The organism is Streptomyces colonosanans, from assembly GCF_001866645.1.
In the GTDB taxonomy this organism is placed as follows: Bacteria; Actinomycetota; Actinomycetes; order Streptomycetales; family Streptomycetaceae; genus Streptomyces; species Streptomyces colonosanans.
The window spans coordinates 17298-36034 of the sequence record NZ_MLYP01000050.1 but is presented as its reverse complement, the minus strand read 5'-3'; the positions used below and the strand labels follow the sequence as shown (position 1 = coordinate 36034).

The 18737-nt window shown below is 70.4% G+C and carries 19 protein-coding genes; 15 read left to right on the top strand and 4 right to left on the bottom strand.

Annotated elements, in window-relative coordinates; genetic code table 11:
• Positions 1-118: 118 nt before the first annotated feature.
• The 3 genes from dxr (at position 119) to ispG (ending at position 4038) form a co-directional block, all read left to right on the top strand.
• A complete protein-coding gene (dxr, locus tag BIV24_RS19705; RefSeq protein WP_071367687.1) occupies positions 119-1375 on the top strand; it encodes a 1-deoxy-D-xylulose-5-phosphate reductoisomerase in 1257 nt (418 codons plus the stop codon).
• Positions 1372-2676, top strand: a complete 1305-nt coding sequence (locus tag BIV24_RS19700; RefSeq protein WP_071367686.1) for a M50 family metallopeptidase — start codon at positions 1372-1374, stop codon at positions 2674-2676. The genes dxr and BIV24_RS19700 overlap by 4 nt, the downstream gene beginning before the upstream one ends.
• A 204-nt stretch (positions 2677-2880) precedes the next feature.
• Entirely contained in the window at positions 2881-4038 is a 1158-nt protein-coding gene (gene ispG / locus BIV24_RS19695) for a flavodoxin-dependent (E)-4-hydroxy-3-methylbut-2-enyl-diphosphate synthase (protein ID WP_071367685.1), read from the top strand.
• Positions 4039-4068: 30 nt separating this feature from the next.
• Here ispG and BIV24_RS19690 read toward each other — a convergent pair whose 3' ends face one another.
• Positions 4069-4533, bottom strand: a complete 465-nt coding sequence (locus BIV24_RS19690; RefSeq protein ID WP_245766873.1) for an ATP-binding protein — start codon at positions 4531-4533, stop codon at positions 4069-4071.
• Between the two features lie 136 nt (positions 4534-4669).
• Between BIV24_RS19690 and BIV24_RS19685 the strand changes: the two genes are divergently transcribed.
• From BIV24_RS19685 to BIV24_RS19665, 5 genes are all read left to right on the top strand, one after another.
• Complete coding sequence (locus tag BIV24_RS19685) at positions 4670-5482, top strand: helix-turn-helix domain-containing protein (protein WP_071367683.1); 813 nt, start codon at positions 4670-4672, stop codon at positions 5480-5482.
• A complete protein-coding gene (locus BIV24_RS19680) occupies positions 5479-5712 on the top strand; it encodes a DUF397 domain-containing protein (protein ID WP_071367682.1) in 234 nt (77 codons plus the stop codon). The genes BIV24_RS19685 and BIV24_RS19680 overlap by 4 nt, the downstream gene beginning before the upstream one ends.
• A gap of 92 nt (positions 5713-5804) precedes the next feature.
• On the top strand, positions 5805-6653 hold the full coding sequence (locus BIV24_RS19675) for a GNAT family N-acetyltransferase (protein WP_071367681.1): 849 nt from the start codon (positions 5805-5807) through the stop codon (positions 6651-6653).
• Between the two features lie 53 nt (positions 6654-6706).
• Positions 6707-7276 (top strand): GNAT family N-acetyltransferase, encoded by a 570-nt coding sequence (locus BIV24_RS19670; protein WP_071367680.1) that lies wholly within the window; start codon positions 6707-6709, stop codon positions 7274-7276.
• A gap of 74 nt (positions 7277-7350) precedes the next feature.
• A complete protein-coding gene (locus BIV24_RS19665) occupies positions 7351-9051 on the top strand; it encodes a proline--tRNA ligase (RefSeq protein ID WP_071367679.1) in 1701 nt (566 codons plus the stop codon).
• A gap of 200 nt (positions 9052-9251) precedes the next feature.
• On the opposite strand, the gene BIV24_RS19660 is transcribed toward BIV24_RS19665, so the two are convergent.
• Genes BIV24_RS19660 through BIV24_RS19650 form a run of 3 tightly spaced genes read right to left on the bottom strand, consistent with a single transcriptional unit; the run spans position 9252 to position 11231 of the window.
• Entirely contained in the window at positions 9252-10154 is a 903-nt protein-coding gene (locus BIV24_RS19660; RefSeq protein WP_071367678.1) for an aminoglycoside phosphotransferase family protein, read from the bottom strand.
• A 55-nt stretch (positions 10155-10209) separates the two neighbouring features.
• Complete coding sequence (locus BIV24_RS19655; protein WP_245766872.1) at positions 10210-10695, bottom strand: ferritin-like domain-containing protein; 486 nt, start codon at positions 10693-10695, stop codon at positions 10210-10212.
• Positions 10692-11231, bottom strand: coding sequence for a hypothetical protein (locus BIV24_RS19650; protein WP_071367677.1), 540 nt, complete (start codon positions 11229-11231; stop codon positions 10692-10694). The genes BIV24_RS19655 and BIV24_RS19650 overlap by 4 nt, the downstream gene beginning before the upstream one ends.
• A 214-nt stretch (positions 11232-11445) precedes the next feature.
• On the opposite strand from BIV24_RS19650, the gene rimP reads away from it, so the two are divergent.
• The 7 genes from rimP (at position 11446) to truB (ending at position 18648) form a co-directional block, all read left to right on the top strand.
• On the top strand, positions 11446-11955 hold the full coding sequence (gene rimP / locus BIV24_RS19645) for a ribosome maturation factor RimP (protein ID WP_071367676.1): 510 nt from the start codon (positions 11446-11448) through the stop codon (positions 11953-11955).
• A 2-nt stretch (positions 11956-11957) separates the two neighbouring features.
• Entirely contained in the window at positions 11958-12953 is a 996-nt protein-coding gene (nusA, locus tag BIV24_RS19640; protein ID WP_071367675.1) for a transcription termination factor NusA, read from the top strand.
• Between the two features lie 128 nt (positions 12954-13081).
• The gene (locus BIV24_RS32185; protein ID WP_079168396.1) at positions 13082-13378 is read left to right on the top strand and encodes a YlxR family protein; all 297 of its coding nucleotides are present in this window, start codon (positions 13082-13084) and stop codon (positions 13376-13378) included.
• A 162-nt stretch (positions 13379-13540) separates the two neighbouring features.
• Positions 13541-16627: a translation initiation factor IF-2 gene (gene infB / locus BIV24_RS32180; RefSeq protein ID WP_079168395.1), complete on the top strand. Its 3087-nt coding sequence runs from the start codon at positions 13541-13543 to the stop codon at positions 16625-16627.
• Between the two features lie 335 nt (positions 16628-16962).
• Positions 16963-17256, top strand: a complete 294-nt coding sequence (locus BIV24_RS19625) for a DUF503 domain-containing protein (RefSeq protein ID WP_071367672.1) — start codon at positions 16963-16965, stop codon at positions 17254-17256.
• A gap of 37 nt (positions 17257-17293) precedes the next feature.
• Positions 17294-17746 (top strand): 30S ribosome-binding factor RbfA, encoded by a 453-nt coding sequence (gene rbfA / locus BIV24_RS19620; protein WP_071367671.1) that lies wholly within the window; start codon positions 17294-17296, stop codon positions 17744-17746.
• The gene (gene truB / locus BIV24_RS19615; protein WP_071367670.1) at positions 17743-18648 is read left to right on the top strand and encodes a tRNA pseudouridine(55) synthase TruB; all 906 of its coding nucleotides are present in this window, start codon (positions 17743-17745) and stop codon (positions 18646-18648) included. The genes rbfA and truB overlap by 4 nt, the downstream gene beginning before the upstream one ends.
• Positions 18649-18737: the final 89 nt, after the last annotated feature.

Below are 18737 nucleotides of genomic sequence, written 5' to 3'. Positions count from 1 at the left end.
CGGGCACCTCCCGTATATCCGATGAATCCTCGTGTATATCCAGGCTGGCGCAGGGGTCAACCCCCCGCCTGAGGGACGCCCTGTCCATTCGGCAGTCAGGTACGGCAACAATGGGGGGATGAGCGACAGTCCAGCCCCTCTTGCCGACCCCCATCTCGTCTACGACCCCGTGGACGGAGCGCGGGACGTCGTGATCCTCGGCTCCACCGGCTCCGTCGGCACCCAGGCCGTCGACCTCGTGCTGCGCAACCCCGACCGGTTCAACGTCACCGGACTCTCCGCGAACGGCGGCCGGGTCGGACTGCTCGCCGAGCAGGCCCGCCGTCTGCGCGTGCGCACGGTCGCGGTCGCGCGCGAGGACGTCGTACCGGCCCTGCGCGAGGCGCTCCGGGCGCAGTACGGCTCTGCCGAGCCCCTCCCCGAGATCCTCACCGGACCCGACGCCGCCACCCAGCTTGCCGCCTCCGACTGTCACACCGTCCTGAACGGCATCACGGGTTCCATCGGCCTCGCGCCCACCCTCGCCGCTCTGGAGGCGGGCCGCACCCTCGCGCTCGCCAACAAGGAGTCGCTCATCGTCGGCGGCCCGCTGGTGAAGGCGCTGGCCAAGCCCGGCCAGATCATCCCGGTCGACTCCGAGCACGCCGCCCTCTTCCAGGCCCTCGCCTGCGGCGCCCGCGCCGATGTGCGCAAACTCGTCGTCACCGCCTCCGGCGGCCCGTTCCGCGGCCGGACCAAGGCGGAGCTGGCGAATGTCACGCCCAAGGAGGCGCTGGCCCACCCCACCTGGGCCATGGGACCTGTCATCACGATCAATTCCGCGACCCTGGTCAACAAGGGGCTGGAAGTGATCGAGGCGCACCTGCTGTACGACATCCCCTTCGACCGCATCGAGGTCGTCGTCCACCCGCAGTCGTACGTCCACTCGATGGTGGAGTTCACGGACGGATCGACCCTGGCGCAGGCGACGCCCCCCGACATGAGCGGGCCGATCGCCATCGGACTCGGCTGGCCCGAGCGGGTGCCCGACGCGGCCCCCGCCATCGACTGGACCAAGGCGTCGGCCTGGGAGTTCTTCCCGCTCGACAACGACGCCTTCCCGTCGGTCGGACTCGCCCGTCACGTGGGACAGCTCGCGGGCACGGCTCCGGCGGTGTTCAATGCCGCCAACGAGGAGTGCGTCGACGCGTTCCTGAACGGCGCACTGCCGTTCAACGGGATCATGGATACGGTCATCCGGGTGGTGGAGGAGCACGGAATCCCCAGCGCGGGAACTTCCCTGACCGTCGCGGACGTCCTCGAAGCGGAGACCTGGGCACGCGCCCGGGCCAGAGAACTGACGGCGCAGACGGCAACCGCGGAGGCCCATGCATGACGACCTTGATGATGATCCTCGGCATAGTCGTCTTCGTGGTCGGTCTGCTGATCTCGATCGCCTGGCACGAGCTGGGACATCTGTCGACGGCCAAGCTCTTCGGTATCCGGGTGCCGCAGTACATGGTCGGCTTCGGCCCGACCATCTGGTCGCGGAAGAAGGGCGAGACCGAGTACGGGATCAAGGCGGTCCCGCTCGGCGGCTACATCCGCATGATCGGCATGTTCCCGCCGGGCCCGGACGGCCGTATCGAGGCCCGCTCCACCTCGCCCTGGCGCGGGATGATCGAGGACGCCCGAGCGCAGTCCTTCGAGGAACTGCAACCCGGTGACGAGGAGCGCCTCTTCTACACGCGCAAGCCGTGGAAGCGGGTCATCGTCATGTTCGCGGGCCCGTTCATGAATCTGATCCTCGCCGTGGCGATCTTCCTCGGCGTGATGATGACCTTCGGCCTCCAGTCCCAGACCACCACCGTCTCCAAGGTCTCCGACTGCGTCATCGAGCAGAGCGAGAACCGCACGGAGTGCAAGAAGGGCGACCCGGTCGCGCCCGCCCAGGCCGCCGGGCTCAAGGCGGGCGACAAGATCGTCAGCTTCGACGGCAGGCAGGTGAAGGACTGGTCGACTCTCCAGTCCGAGATCCGCGCCAACCCCGGCAAGGACGTCACGATCACCGTCGAACGCAAGGGTCAGAAGGTCGACCTGCACGCTCACCTGATCAAGAACCAGGTGAGCAAGACGGACGGCAAGGGCGGCTATGTCGAGGGCAAGTGGGTGGACGCCGGCTTCCTCGGCTTCACACCCGCCTCCGGCATCGTCCAGCAGTCCTTCGGCCAGTCCGTGCAGCGCATGGGCGACATGATGCAGAACGGCGTGGAATCGCTCGTCTCCCTGCCCGGCAAGATCCCCGCTCTGTGGGACGCGACCTTCGGCAACGCTCCGCGCCAGCCGGACTCCCCGATGGGCGTGGTCGGCGCGGCCCGGGTCGGCGGCGAGGTCTTCACCCTCGACATCCCACCGTCCCAGCAGATCGCGTCGATGCTGCTGCTCGTCGCGGGCTTCAACCTGTCCCTGTTCCTGTTCAACATGCTCCCGCTGCTCCCGCTCGACGGCGGGCACATCGCGGGCGCCCTGTGGGAGTCGCTGCGTCGTACCGTGGCCAAGGTGCTGCGCCGCCCCGACCCGGGCCCCTTCGACGTGGCGAAGCTGATGCCGGTGGCGTACGTGGTGGCCAGTGTGTTCATCTGCTTCACGCTCTTGGTCCTGATCGCGGACGTGGTCAACCCGGTCAAGATCTCGTAGCCAGGTGCGTTCGACGGCGGCCGGGAAGAACGTTCTTCCCGGCCGCCACCTTCACCCACAGCTTCGTTCGAGCGGGGGTACCCCCGGGGTGGGTTTACGCACGGTGATGCACTGGGGTGCATGCGCGTGGCGTAATCTCGGAGCCTGGGAGCCCGCCATATTCCCGGGCCGGACCTTGATCCACAACTTGGGGTTGCACACCAGATGACTGCGATTTCACTCGGCATGCCGTCCGTTCCGACCAAGCTCGCCGAGCGCCGCAAGAGCCGGCAGATCATGGTCGGATCCGTGCCAGTGGGCGGGGATGCCCCGGTGTCGGTGCAGTCGATGACGACGACACGTACGTCGGACATCGGCGCGACGCTCCAGCAGATCGCGGAGCTGACGGCGTCGGGCTGCCAGATCGTCCGGGTGGCGTGCCCGACGCAGGACGACGCGGACGCGCTCGCGACCATCGCCCGGAAGTCCCAGATCCCGGTGATCGCGGACATCCACTTCCAGCCCAAGTATGTCTTCGCGGCGATCGAGGCGGGCTGCGCCGCCGTCCGCGTCAACCCGGGCAACATCAAGCAGTTCGACGACAAGGTCAAGGAGATCGCGAAGGCGGCCAATGATCACGGCACCCCGATCCGGATCGGCGTCAACGCGGGCTCGCTGGACCGGCGGCTGCTGCAGAAGTACGGCAAGGCGACCCCGGAGGCGCTCGTCGAGTCTGCTCTCTGGGAGGCGTCCCTCTTCGAGGAGCACGACTTCCGGGACATCAAGATCTCCGTCAAGCACAACGACCCGGTCGTGATGATCGAGGCGTACCGCCAGCTCGCCGAGCAGTGCGACTACCCGCTGCACCTCGGCGTCACGGAGGCCGGCCCCGCCTTCCAGGGCACCATCAAGTCGGCCGTCGCCTTCGGCGCGCTGCTCTCCCAGGGCATCGGCGACACCATCCGCGTCTCCCTCTCCGCGCCTCCGGTCGAGGAGGTCAAGGTCGGCACCCAGATCCTCGAGTCCTTGGGCCTGCGCGAGCGCGGCCTGGAGATCGTCTCCTGTCCGTCCTGCGGGCGTGCCCAGGTGGACGTCTACAAGCTGGCCGAGGAGGTCACGGCGGGCCTGGAGGGCATGGAGGTGCCGCTGCGCGTCGCGGTCATGGGCTGCGTCGTCAACGGCCCCGGCGAGGCCCGCGAGGCCGACCTCGGCGTCGCCTCCGGCAATGGCAAGGGCCAGATCTTCGTCAAGGGTGAGGTCATCAAGACCGTCCCCGAGTCGAAGATCGTGGAGACCCTCATCGAGGAGGCGATGAAGATCGCCGAGCAGATGGAGAAGGACGGCGTGGCCTCCGGCGAGCCTTCGGTCGCGGTTGCCGGCTGATCTCGGTTCGCGTACTTCCCCGAAGTCCCGTCACCTCTCGGTGGCGGGACTTCGTCGTACCTCCGCCCAGACGCACTTCCCGGGGCTGCGCGGTTCGACGCCCCATCGGTCGGCTAGCGCCTCGACGAGCAGCAGTCCGCGCCCGGACTCGTCGGCCGCCGGGTCCTGCGGGGGCCGTGGCTCGGGCAGCCGCTCGGTACGGGTGTCGGAGACCTCCAGCCGGATCCCGTCCGCCGTCTCGACGAGCCGGAGGTGGAAGTCCCGCCCCTGCACGTGCCCGTGCCGTACGGCGTTGGCGGCCAGCTCGGCGGCGATGAGGGTGGCGGTCTCGTTGAGGGGGCTGTCGTAGGGGTGCCCCCATTCGTCGAGGTGGTGGGAGACGAGACGCCGGGCGAGCCGCGCGCCACGGGGCGTGGACGTGAACCGCATGGCGAACTCGTGTGCGGGCGCGGTGCACTTCTGAATATGCCAGTCCGGGGGAGTTGTCGGCTTCATATCGCTCACGGTCGCGCACTCTGCGTAGCGTTGACCAGGGGCGCAGCCGTGACCACTGGGGGCTGTACACGGCGGGAGCGCATCTGTACGCGGGGTGAGCCGTAACCGACGGGTGGGTGAGAGCGGTGAGGGGCGTATGAGCAGCGAGGAGCAGGCAACCGGCGTACTGCACATCTTCGGGCGGCAGTTGAAGAGGTTGCGGACGGCGGCGGGGATGACGCGGGCCGAACTGGGCTCGCGTACGGGGTACTCGGAGTCGACGATCGCGGCGTTCGAGCAGGGGAGACGGATTCCGTCTGCGGAGTTCATCGCGCGGGCGGATGAAGTGCTGGGGGCGCATGGGGTGTTGCTGGAACTTGTTGAGGAGGTGGAGAGGGCGCAGTATCCGCCGTTCTTCAGGGATGCGGCGAAGTTGGAGAAGGAGGCGGTTGCGTTGCACGTGTTCGCCGTGCAGGGGGTCCCTGGGCTGTTGCAGACGGAGGACTATGCACGGGCGGTGTTCACCATGTGGCGGCCTGCTCTGGACGAGGAGACGATCAAGCAACGGGTGGCGGCGCGGCTGGCCCGGCAGAAGATCTTCATGCAGAAGCCGATGCCCACCATCAGCTTCGTAATGGAGGAGGCGGTCCTGCGCAAGCGGTTGGGCGGACGGGCCGTCATGCGGGGCCAGTTGGAGCAGGTCCTCCTCGTCGGTCATCGACGCAATGCCGAGATCCAGGTCATGCCGGACGATCGTGAGGAACACGCGGCGCTCTTCGGTCGCTTCACCTTGATCGAGACGTCGCAAGGGCGCAGGATCGCTTACGTGGATGCGTATATGAGCAGCCGCCTTTACACCGACCGTCAAACGGTCAGGGAGATGGAGGAGCGGTACGGCGTTCTTCGCGCCCAAGCCCTGACGCCGCGCGAATCACTGGCTTTCGTAGAGAAGTTGCTGGGGGAGACATGAACTGGTTCAAGAGCAGTTACAGCCAGGGCGATGGCGGGCAGTGCCTCGAAGTCGCCCTCGCCTGGCACAAGTCCAGCTACAGCAGCGGGGACGGCGGCGAGTGTGTAGAGGTCGCCCCCTGCCCCACCGCCATCCACGTGCGCGACTCCAAGCACACCCCCGGCACCGGCCCCGCCCTCACGCTTCCGCCCGCCGCCTGGGAGGCGTTCCTCGGGTTCGCCATGCAGTGACCGCCCGCGTACGGCGTGCGACCGGGCGGCGCGGCTCAAGCTCGGCAGGTACAGTGCGGGGACCAGTAGACCCCAGGGTGAGGCCCCCGCACGTGTTGACGCAGACGACCACCCGGGTCCTCGAACCGAGTGACCTGGACGCCGCGCTCGCCGTCCTCGACCGCGAGCCGGTCGCAAACGCCTTCGTGACGTCCCGGGTCCAGGTCGCGGGCCTCGACCCCTGGCGTCTCGGCGGGGAGATGTGGGGCTGGTACGAGGACGGCATGCTGACCTCGCTGTGCTACGCGGGCGCCAACCTCGTCCCCCTCTGCGCGACCCCGCGAGCGGTGCGGGCCTTCGCCGACCGCGCCCGGCGCGCGGGCCGCCGCTGTTCCTCGATCGTCGGCCCCGCCGGAGCCACCGCCCAGCTGTGGCGCCTGCTGGAGCCCAGCTGGGGGCCGGCCCGGGAGGTCCGGGCTCACCAGCCGCTCATGGTCACCGACCGCATGCCCGCCGACATCGCCCCGGATCCGTACGTCCGCCGCATCCGCAAGGACGAGATGGAAACGATCATGCCGGCGTGCGTGGCGATGTTCACCGAGGAGGTCGGCATCTCGCCGCTGGCCGGCGACGGCGGACTGATCTACCAGGCCCGGGTCGCCGAACTCGTCGGCTCCGGCCGCTCGTTCGCCCGCCTGGACGAGAGTGGCAGAGTCGTCTTCAAGGCGGAGATCGGCGCGGCAACGCCGCGGGCCTGCCAGATCCAGGGCGTGTGGGTGGCCCCCGAATACCGCGGCCAGGGCCTCGCGGCGCCCGGGATGGCGGCGGTGCTGCGCTACGCCCTCACGGACTTCGCCCCCGTCGTCAGCCTCTACGTGAACGACTTCAACACCCCCGCCCGGCGGACGTACCGCAAAGTGGGCTTCCAGGAGGTCGGCGCGTTCATGAGCGTGCTGTTCTGAGAAGACCCGCAGTCCCCGGGTATCCGGCGAAGCGCACCGGTAGGCTCCCCAGCATGCTTCGCTTTCGCGGTCATGGTCACCACGATCCCGACGACGTCGTGATCGGCCCCCTCGACCTGGCCGCCCGGGTGGACGAGGCACTCGCCGTGCAGGCCGTCGCGTTCGGGCTCGGCCCCGAAGAGATCGCCGTACGCCGCCAGATCGTGCTGCGGCACATCACCTACCCGGGAGCCCGCGCGCTCGGCGCCACCACCCCCGACGGACGGCTGGCCGGGTTCGTCTACGGCATGCCCAACGACCGCACGCACTGGTGGTCCACCGTCGTCGAACCGTATCTGCGCGCCCAGGGCCACGACGGCTGGCTCGACAACTCCTTCGTGATCACCGAACTGCACGTTCATCCGCGCCACCAGAACCGGGGCATCGGCCGCGCCCTGATCACCACCATCACGGACGGCGCCGCCGAGCCGCGCTCGATCCTCTCGGCGATCGACACCGACAGCCCGGCCCGCGGCCTGTACCACTCGCTGGGCTATGTCGACCTGGCGCGGCAGGTGCTCTTCCCCAGCGCGCCCAGCCCGTACGCCGTGATGGGAGCCCCGCTGCCGCTGCGCAGACGCTGACCGAATTTCCGCAGGCACCGGCCGCCCGGCTAACCTCCTAGCCATCACCCTTACGCGGCAGGAGTACGAGAACGATGGTGAACGCACCGGTCCAGCGCATGTCCCAGTTGATGGCGAAGACGCTGCGTGACGACCCGGCGGACGCCGAGGTCCTCAGCCACAAGCTCCTGGTCCGCGCCGGTTACGTCCGCCGTACCGCCGCCGGGATCTGGACCTGGCTGCCGCTGGGCAAGAAGGTCCTCGCCAACGTGGAGCGGATCGTCCGCGAGGAGATGGACGCGATCGGCGGCCAGGAGGTGCTGCTGCCCGCTCTGCTGCCGCGCGAGCCGTACGAGGCGACCGGCCGCTGGGACGAGTACGGCCCCGAGCTGTTCCGCCTCCAGGACCGCAAGGGCGGCGACTACCTGCTCGGCCCCACCCACGAGGAGATCTTCACGCTGATCGTGAAGGACCAGGCGTCCTCCTACAAGGACCTGCCGGTGATCCTCTACCAGATCCAGACCAAGTTCCGCGACGAGGCCCGGCCCCGCGCGGGCATCCTGCGCGGCCGCGAGTTCCTGATGAAGGACTCGTACTCCTTCGACCTCGCCGACGAGGGCCTCGCCGAGTCGTACGCCCTGCACCGCGTGGCCTACCAGCGGATCTTCCAGCGCCTCGGCCTCGACTACCGGATCTGCGCCGCGACCGCGGGCGCGATGGGCGGCTCCAAGTCCGAGGAGTTCCTCGCCCCGGCCGGCGCCGGCGAGGACACCTTCGCGGACTGCCCGAGCTGCGACTTCGCCGCCAACACCGAGGCGATCGCGTACGAGCTGAAGCCGGTCGACGCCGCGGACGTGCCCGCGTCGGAGGAGATCCCGACCCCCGACACCCCGACCATCGAGACCCTCGCCGCCTCGCTCGGCGTCCCGGCCTCCGCCACCCTGAAGAACCTCCTCGTCAAGGTCGACGGCGAGATCGTCGCCATCGGCGTCCCCGGCGACCGCGAGGTCGACATGGGCAAGGTCGAGGCGCACTTCGCGCCGGCCGCCGTCGAACTGGTCACCGCCGACGACTTCACGGACCGCCCGGACCTGGTCCGCGGCTACGTCGGCCCGCAGGGCCTGGAGAAGGTCCGGTACATCGCCGACCCGCGCGTGGCCCCCGGCACCTCGTGGATCACCGGTGCCAACAAGGAGCACACGCACGCGAAGAACGTGGTCGCCGGCCGGGACTTCGAGGTCGACGCCTACGTGGACGTCGTGGTGGTGCAGGAGGGCGACCCGTGCCCGAACTGCGGTGCCGGGCTCAAGCTCGACCGCGCCATCGAGATCGGCCACATCTTCCAGCTGGGCCGCAAGTACGCCGACGCCCTCAAGCTGGACGTCCTCGGCCAGAACGGCAAGCCCGTCCGGGTGACCATGGGCTCCTACGGCGTCGGCGTCTCCCGCGCGGTCGCGGCCCTCGCCGAGCAGACCGCCGACGAGCACGGTCTGTGCTGGCCGAAGGAGGTCGCCCCGGCCGATGTGCACGTCGTGGCAGCGGGCAAGGCGCTCCAGATCGAGCTGGCCCTCGACGTCTCCCAGAAACTGGCCGCGGCCGGCGTCCGCGTTCTGGTGGACGACCGGGCCGGTGTCTCGCCGGGCGTGAAGTTCACGGACGCCGAGCTGATCGGCGTGCCGCAGATCCTGGTGGCGGGCCGCCGCTCCGCCGAGGGCGTCCTGGAGCTGAAGGACCGCAGGACCGGCGAGCGTGAAGAGCTGACGGTGGACGAGGCGATCGCCCGCCTCACCGCCTGACGCGAACGGGACGCGGGAAGTAGAGGCACTGGCGGCGGCCGAGGCGATCAGCACGGCCGCCGCCGGCCTGTCCAGTGCCCCGGCAGGCGACGTCTGCCCGTCAAGGAGCGGCGTCGTGGGGGCACCTTTCGCTCGAGCGAAGCCGAGAGTGGGGGAGCGTGCCGGGCGTCGCGACGGGGTGAACGTTGCCTGTTGGGGCACTACAACCAGGTCGCGAACTCCAGCAGCAGCTCCGCGTCCCGCGGGCGGCCGACCCGGCGGGCCCTCATTCCGGACTCGACCGCCCGGAACAGCGTCCAGCCGCGCAGCCGCTCCTGGTCGAGGTCCAGCAACTCCGCGAGCCGCTTCACCCGGCGGCGGGTGATCGCCGCTCCCGAAGGCGCCGCGATCAGGTCCTCCACCCGGTCGCGCACCAGTCGCGCCAGATCGAAGGAGCACTCGCCGACCACCGGGTCGGGCCCCACGGTCAGCCACGGCAGCCGCTCCCCGGCAAGGATCTTGCTCTGCCGGAACGTGCCGTGCAGCAGCCGTTCCTCGGGCGGTGCGGCGAGCAGTTCCTCGCGGGCTGCAAGGGCCGCCTCCACCAGGGGTGCGGCCTCGGGACAGGCCTGGCCGCCCGCCCGCATGGCCTCGGCCTGCCGTTCGGTGCGGGCGGCCACGGTCTCGAAGGAGTGACCGGCGGGGGGCTCGACCCACAGCCGGCGCAGTGTGCCGACCGCCTCCAGCAGCGCCTTCGCCTCCGGCAGCGAGCGCACCGACATCTCCGGGTGCAGCCGCTCCAGCAGCAGCACGCCCCGCTCGGGTTCCGCGTCCAGGAGCCGTACGGCGCCGAAGCCGTCCCAGTGCGCGAGCGCCGCCCGCTCGCCCTCCGGCCGGGCCCATGGCGGCACCACCTTGAGCACGGCGGGTGTGCCGTCGGCCTGCCGCACCAGCAGGACCAGGCTGCTGCGGCCACCGGGTGCCTGCACCCGCTCCACGGTCAACGCGCGTAGATCAACGGCCTGCCGCACCAGGTCGCAGAGGCCACCCAGCCACTGGGCGCCACCGTTCCGCTGCGTCTCGCCGATCGCCCTGACAAGACGCTGCGGCGCTTCGAAAGCCATGCGCGAGTTGTTCCCTTCAAGATCGGCTTCGCACGTGTGGGGGTGCGCGTACGCCTCACGTCCGCGGTGTCGCCGATGCGGTGGGAGAGGCCGCCGCCCGCTCGGCGAGACCAGGGAAGGCTACGCTCTCGCGGCTCCAGCGCACCGACCGCACCGCCGCTTCCCGCAGCGCCTCGGCGGCGAAGCGCCGCCGCTCGCCCGTCGAGGCCCGGACCAGATCGGAGTACACCCCTGCCACCCGCTCCTCCAGTTCGGCGGCGAGCCGCACCGCGGCGGCGGAGTCCGGGACGGCGAAGGGTAGTGCGTAAGCGGCCGCGGCGGGGTCCGGTGTGCCGCTCAGGTCCCTTACGGCGCGGGCCAGTTCGTCCCGCCGGGCGCGATGGGCGTCGTATGCCTCCCGCGCCGCCTGCTGTCGAGCCTGCTGGATCCGGCCGCCGACGACGCCGTAGCCGTAGACCGCGGCGTGCTCGGCGCGCAGGGCTGCCTGCAGTGCGGTGAGCTCGCCGCTCACGGGCTGTGGCGTGCTGATGGTCGTGTTCACTTCGTGCCCTCCGTCAGCAGGTACGCGTGCGCGGCTCCGGCCGCCGCCACGGACGCCATCAGCCGCGCGAGTTCGCCTGGGACCCGCAGCAGCGCCCTGGTCCGCCGGTCGGTCAGGGTCCGTTCGGCCGCGGCCAGGCCGACGAGGGCGGCCTTGGGGTCCGCCGGTACGGGGAGAGGGGGCGGCGAGGCGGAGACGGACGTGGACGCCGAGGCCTTGGGCGTGGCCGAGAGGGATGCCTGGGCGTCGACTCCACCGCCGAACGCCTGCGCGTGCCGGAGGACTTCCGCCCGCAGCGGTCGCAGTCGCGTGGCCAGTGCCGGATGGGCGGAGATCACGGCCGCGTACCGCTCGGCCAGCGCCGCGCTGTCCCGTGCCGCACGCGCGCGTGCCCGGTCGGCGACGGTGACGCTGCGGCCTGTGGCGGCCGAGTCGGGGGTGCTGGAGCAGCCCGCGAGCAGCGCGGCACCCGCGGCGGAGGCGAGGAGCAGGCTCCTTCTGTGCAGGGGGGTGCGCGAGTGCGGGGCGAGTGACACGGCAGACGTCCTCGGAGACCTCGTACGAACGGATGGGCGGTTACGCCATGATCACGGTACCCGCGCGTCGCCCCCGCACCCGCCACGGCTCGGCAGATCGCTCCGCCGCCCGGGTGGTGGCGCAGGTGGACGGCATCACCCTTCGGGACCGGATACCCTTTGACCTGACACGCGACCTTCCCACAACAGCACACGCGGCCGAGGAGTCACCCGGATGAGCACCACCCAGAGCGAGAGGCTGCGAGAACTGCTGGAACCGCTCGTCAACTCCCAGGGACTCGATCTCGAAGAGATCGCAGTGGACTCCGTCGGGCGGAAGCGGGTGCTGCGCGTCGTCGTCGATTCCGACACCGGTGCCGATCTGGACCGGATCGCCGATGTGAGCCGTGCGCTCTCGGCGAAGCTCGACGAGACGGACGCGATGGGCCAGGGCGAATACACCCTCGAGGTCGGAACCCCGGGCGCAGAGCGCCTCCTCAGGGAACACCGGCATTACGTACGGGCCGAGGGCCGGCTGGTGAAGTTCCAGCTGGCCGAGGGCGACGAGCTGGTGGCCAGGATTCTGCGGGTCGACGACGAAGGAGTCGATCTGGAGGTGCCCGGCGTGAAGGGCCGCAAGGCCACCACCCGCCGACTCGCCTTCCCGGACATCTCCAGGGCGCGGGTCCAGGTCGAGTTCAATCGCAAGGACAAGAAGGACATGACGGAAGAGGAGGAGGCGTAGCCGTGGACATCGACATGAGTGCCCTGCGGGGCTTGGTACGGGAGAAGGAGATCTCCTTCGACCTGCTGGTCGAGGCGATCGAGGCGGCCCTCCTCATCGCCTACCACCGCACCGAGGGAAGCCGCCGCCACGCGCGCGTGGAGCTCAACCGGGAGACCGGCCATGTGACTGTGTGGGCGAAGGAGGACCCCGAGGACCTGGAGGAGGGGCAGGAGGCGCGCGAGTTCGACGACACCCCGTCGGGCTTCGGCCGCATCGCCGCCACCACCGCCAAGCAGGTCATCCTGCAGCGTCTGCGCGACGCCGAGGACGACGCGACGCTCGGTGAGTACGCCGGCCGCGAGGGCGACATCGTCACCGGTGTCGTCCAGCAGGGCCGCGACCCCAAGAACATCCTCGTGGACATCGGCAAGCTCGAGGCCATCCTGCCGGTGCAGGAGCAGGTGCCGGGCGAGACCTACGAGCACGGCAAGCGGATCCGCTCGTACGTCGTACGGGTGGCGAAGGGTGTACGCGGTCCGTCCGTGACGCTCTCCCGCACCCACCCCAATCTGGTGAAGAAGCTCTTCGCGCTCGAGGTGCCGGAGATCGCCGACGGGTCCGTCGAGATCGCCGCGATCGCACGTGAGGCCGGTCACCGTACGAAGATCGCGGTGCGATCCACCCGATCGGGTCTGAACGCCAAGGGCGCGTGCATCGGCCCGATGGGCGGCCGTGTGCGCAACGTCATGGGCGAGCTGAGCGGCGAGAAGATCGACATCGTCGACTGGTCGGACGACCCGGCCGAGATGGTGGCGAACGCGCTCTCCCCGGCCCGCGTGTCAAAGGTGGAGGTCGTGGACCTCGCGGCCCGCTCCGCGCGCGTGACGGTCCCCGACTACCAGCTGTCGCTGGCGATCGGCAAGGAGGGGCAGAACGCCCGTCTCGCCGCCCGGTTGACCGGCTGGCGGATCGACATCCGGCCCGACACCGAGCAGCCTGCAGAGAAGCAGGACTGACGCATCCGACACCTGGCCAGGAACAGATCCCGGCCGGGTGTCGCTGAGATCACGACAGTTTCAAGCGCAGCACCTGTTCGATTCTTGCCCCGAAAGGGTGAGGTCGGTGCGGGGAGGTAGACTTAGCCGTGTCTGGCCGGACGCATGCCCGCGCATGCCCCGAGCGCACTTGTGTGGGGTGCCGGGAGCGAGCGGCCAAGATCGAACTATTGCGCACCGTGGTGGTCGAGGATGTCTGCATCCCCGATCCTCGCGGTACGCTGCCCGGCCGGGGTGCGTATGTACACCCCGCGTCGGCCTGTATTGACCTGGCGGTGCGCCGCCGGGCGTTCCCGCGGGCGCTTCGCGTCCCGGGGCCGCTCGACATAAACACGTTGCGCCGTTACGTCGAGCAGACTGAAGGTTGCTCAACGGCACCTTGCTGAGCAGGCAACACCGTAAGACGTGCCGCACGGACTCCCTGTGCGGTCTGGTACCTCGCGAGTCGAAAGCAGGTCGAGATTGCGATGAGCACTCGATGAGTACGCGATGAGTACGCCCATGAACTAGCGACGGTCCGGCCGCAACCCGGACCTCAAAGGAGCGAAGTGGCTAAGGTCCGGGTCTACGAACTCGCCAAGGAGTTCGGTGTGGAGAGCAAGGTCGTCATGGCCAAGCTCCAGGAACTCGGTGAATTCGTCCGATCGGCGTCCTCGACGATCGAGGCGCCCGTAGTACGCAAGCTGACCGACGCCTTGCAGCAGGGCAACGGCGGTGGCGCAAAGCCCGCCGCCCCCCGCAAGGCCTCCCCGGCGAAGCCGGCCGCGCCGTCCCCGGCGCAGGCCGCGCGTCCGGCTACCCCGCGCCCGGCGGCGCCCAAGCCTCCGGCCGCCGAGCGGCCCGCGGCCGAGCGGCCCGCGGCCGAGCGGCCCGCGGCTGAGAAGCCCGCGGCTGAGAAGCCCGCGGCTGAGAAGCCCGCGGCCCCGGCCCCGGGTCCCCGCCCGACGCCGGGTCCGAAGCCCGCGCCGAGGCCCGCGCCGGCCGCGCCCGAGTTCACGGCACCGCCGTCGGCTCCGGCTGCCCAGGCCCAGCGTCCGGGTGCCCGTCCCGGCGCGCCGAAGCCCGGTGCCCGTCCGGGCGCGCCTGGACAGGGTCAGGACCGCCAGGGCGCGCGTCCCGGCGGCCCGCGTCAGTCCGGTCAGGGTCCCCGTCCGGGTGCCCGTCCGGCCGGTCCCCGTCCGGGTAACAACCCCTTCACCTCTGGTGGCTCCACTGGCATGGCGCGCCCGCAGGCGCCCCGGCCGGGCGGTGCCCCGCGTCCCGGCGGCCCCGGTGCCCCCGGCGGTCCGCGTCCGCAGGGTGCGGGCCAGGGCGGTCCCCGTCCGCAGGGTGCGGCCGGTGGCCCGCGTCCGCAGGCTCCCGGCGGCGCCCGGCCGACTCCGGGCTCCATGCCCCGTCCGCAGGGCGGTCCGCGTCCCGGTGGTCCGCGTCCGAACCCGGGCATGATGCCGCAGCGTCCCGCTGCCGGCCCGCGTCCTGGTGGCGGCCCCGGCGGCGGCCGCGGCCCGGCTGGTGCCGGTCGTCCCGGTGGCGGCGGTGGCCGTCCCGGCTTCGCCGGTCGTCCCGGTGGCGGTGGCGGTGGCGGTCGTCCGGGTGGCGGCGGCGGTTTCGCCGGTCGTCCCGGTGGCGGCGGCCCCGGTGGCGGCGGCTTCGGCGGTGGCCGTCCCGGCTTCGGCGGACGTCCCGGTGGTCCGGGCGGCCGTGGTGGCACGCAGGGTGCGTTCGGCCGTCCCGGCGGTCCGGCGCGTCGCGGCCGCAAGTCGAAGCGGCAGCGCCGTCAGGAGTACGAGGCCATGCAGGCCCCGTCGGTCGGCGGCGTGATGCTGCCTCGCGGCAACGGCGAGACCATTCGCCTGTCGCGCGGTGCGTCGCTCACCGACTTCGCGGAGAAGATCAACGCCAACCCGGCGTCCCTCGTCGCGGTCATGATGAACCTCGGCGAGATGGTCACGGCCACGCAGTCCGTCTCCGACGAGACGCTGCAGCTCCTCGCCGGCGAGATGAACTACACGGTTCAGATCGTCAGCCCCGAGGAGGAGGACCGCGAGCTGCTCGAGTCCTTCGACCTGGAGTTCGGTGAGGACGAGGGCTCCGAGGAGGACCTGGTCGTCCGTCCGCCGGTCGTGACCGTCATGGGTCACGTCGACCACGGTAAGACCCGCCTGCTCGACGCCATCCGCAAGACGAACGTCATCGCGGGCGAGGCCGGTGGCATCACCCAGCACATCGGTGCCTACCAGGTCGCGACCCACGTCAACGGCAACGACCGGGCGATCACCTTCATCGACACCCCGGGTCACGAGGCGTTCACCGCCATGCGTGCCCGTGGTGCGAAGTCGACCGACATCGCGATCCTCGTGGTGGCGGCCAACGACGGTGTGATGCCGCAGACGGTCGAGGCCCTGAACCACGCCAAGGCGGCCGACGTGCCGATCGTGGTCGCGGTCAACAAGATCGACGTCGAGGGCGCGGACCCGACCAAGGTGCGCGGTCAGCTGACCGAGTACGGCCTGGTGGCCGAGGAGTACGGCGGCGACACGATGTTCGTCGACATCTCCGCCAAGCAGGGCCTGCACATCGACAGCCTCCTCGAGGCGGTCGTCCTCACGGCCGACGCCGCCCTGGACCTTCGGGCCAACCCGAACCAGGACGCGCAGGGCATCTCGATCGAGTCCCGTCTCGACCGCGGCCGTGGTGCCGTGGCGACGGTTCTCGTCCAGCGAGGCACGCTGCGAGTCGGCGACACGATGGTGGTCGGCGACGCGTACGGCCGCGTCCGGGCGATGCTCGACGACAGCGGCAACAACGTGCACGAGGCCGGTCCGTCGACGCCGGTCCAGGTCCTGGGTCTGACCAACGTCCCGGGCGCCGGCGACAACTTCATCGTGGTGGACGAGGACCGTACGGCCCGTCAGATCGCGGAGAAGCGCGCCGCCCGTGAGCGCAACGCCGCGTTCGCCAAGCGCGTCCGCCGCGTCTCGCTCGAGGACCTGGACAAGGTGCTCAAGGCCGGCGAGGTGCAGCAGCTCAACCTCATCATCAAGGGCGACGCGTCCGGTGCGGTCGAGGCCCTCGAGTCCTCGCTGCTCCAGCTCGACGTCGGCGAAGAGGTCGACATCCGCGTCCTGCACCGCGGTGTGGGTGCGGTCACGGAGTCGGACATCGACCTGGCCATGGGCTCCGACGCCATCGTGATCGGCTACAACGTGCGCGCCGCCGGGCGTGCCGCGCAGATGGCCGAGCGCGAGGGCGTGGACGTCCGGTACTACTCGGTCATCTACCAGGCGATCGAGGAGATCGAGGCGGCCCTGAAGGGCATGCTGAAGCCGGAGTACGAGGAGGTCGAGCTCGGTACGGCGGAGATCCGCGAGGTCTTCAAGTCGTCCAAGCTGGGCAACATCGCCGGTGTCCTCATCCGGTCCGGCGAGGTCAAGCGGAACACCAAGGCCCGCCTCATCCGCGACGGCAAGGTGGTCGCGGAGAACCTCACCATCGAGGGCCTGCGTCGCTTCAAGGACGACGTCACCGAGATCCGCGAAGGGTTCGAGGGCGGTATCAACCTCGGCAACTTCAACGACATCAAGGTCGACGACGTCATCGCGACGTACGAGATGCGCGAGAAGCCGCGCGCCTGACGACAGGCGGGTCGGCCGGCGGGGAGAAGTCCCCGCCGGCCGCCCTTGCCGTCCCGGGCGGCGGCCCCGCCCGGAGGCGTCCGGTCAGGACACGCACGCTCAGCCTGTGCACCGCACCCGGCTCCCGAGCCGTTCGGCCAGGACCCGCGCCGTTGGCGTGGGTCGTTGGCGTGTTCGGGGCCGGACCGCAGGCTTGGCGTGCCCCTCGCCGGTGCCGGGGCGGGCCAGGAAAACCCCGTCGAGTCGCTCGGACGTTCGTTGTACGGTTTTCGTGTCCCCGCCCTACCGACGGCGGGGCCATCGATCCCGTACCGGCGGGTCATCCGGATACACACATGTACGTGGGGACTCTGTCCTTCGACCTCCTCCTCGGCGACGTGCGGTCGCTGAAGGAGAAGCGCTCCGTCGTCCGCCCGATCGTCGCCGAACTCCAGCGGAAGTACGCGGTGAGCGCGGCCGAGGTGGACCATATGGACCTTTACCGGCGGGCCTGCATCGGCCTGGCGGTGGTGTCCGGCGACATGGGGCACTTGACCGACGTACTCGACCGGTGCGAGCGGCTGGTCGCCGGGCGCCCCGAAGTGGAGTTGCTGTCCGTCCGACGGCGTCTCCACGGCGACGACGACTGACCAGAGAACCAGACAGGAAAGACAGGGAGACGGACCAGTGGCCGACAACGCGCGGGCGAAGAGGCTGGCGGACCTCATCCGAGAGGTGGTGGCCCAGAAGCTGCAGCGCGGGATCAAGGACCCGCGGCTCGGCACACACGTCACCATCACGGACACCCGGGTGACGGGCGATCTGCGGGAGGCGACCGTCTTCTACACGGTGTACGGGGACGACGAGGAGCGGAAGGCCGCGGCCGCCGGCCTGGAGAGCGCGAAGGGCATCCTGCGTTCCGAGGTGGGACGCGCCGCGGGCGTGAAGTTCACGCCGACCCTCGCCTTTGTCGCGGACGCCCTCCCGGACACCGCCCGGAACATCGAGGACCTCCTCGACAAGGCGCGTGCCTCCGACGAGCAGGTGCGCGAGGCGGCCACAGGGGCCTCGTACGCCGGTGAGGCGGATCCGTACAAGAAGCCCGGTTCCGCCGAGGAGACGGACGACACCGCCGAATGACCCAGAAGCACACCGCGCCCGACGGCCTCGTCATCGTCGACAAGCCGTCGGGCTTCACTTCGCACGACGTCGTCGCCAAGATGCGCGGGATCGCGAAGACACGGCGCGTCGGACACGCCGGAACCCTGGACCCCATGGCGACCGGTGTCCTGGTCCTCGGCGTCGAACGGGCCACCAAACTCCTCGGGCACCTCGCCCTCACGGAGAAGGAATACCTCGGCACCGTCCGGCTCGGGCAGAACACCCTCACGGACGACGCCGAAGGGGAGATCACCTCCTCCACCGACGCCTCCGGGCTCACCCGCGACGCCATCGACGCCGGCATCGCCAAGCTGACCGGGGACATCATGCAGGTCCCGTCCAAGGTCAGCGCCATCAAGATCGACGGCGTGCGGTCGTACAAGCGGGCGCGCGAAGGCGAGGACTTCGAGATCCCGGCCCGGCCGGTCACGGTCTCCTCCTTCACCGTGTACGACGTCCGGGAGGCCGTCGCCGAGGACGGCACCCCCGTTCTCGACCTGGTGGTGTCCGTGGTCTGCTCGTCCGGCACCTACATCCGGGCGCTTGCCCGTGATCTGGGAGCGGACCTGGGCGTCGGAGGGCATCTCACCGCGCTGCGCCGCACTCGCGTCGGGCCCTACAAGCTCGAGTCCGCGCGGACCCTGGACCAGCTCCAGCAGGAGCTGACCGTGATGCCGATCGCCGAGGCCGCTGCCGCCGCGTTCCCGCGCTGGGACGTGGACGCCAGGCGGGCCAGGCTGCTCGCGAACGGCGTGCGCCTGGAGATGCCCGACGAGTACGCGGGCGCCGGGGCCATCGCCGTCTTCACCCCGGAAGGAAGGCTCCTCGCGCTCGTGGAGGAGCACAAGGGCAAGGCGAAGAGCCTGGCCGTGTTCGGCTGACCGCGCGCGGCAGTCAGGAGGGGCGGCCCTGCCCGTGGAGCGACGATCGCGGGACAGCGGTCGCCGCTCCACGGTCCCCCCTGAATTCC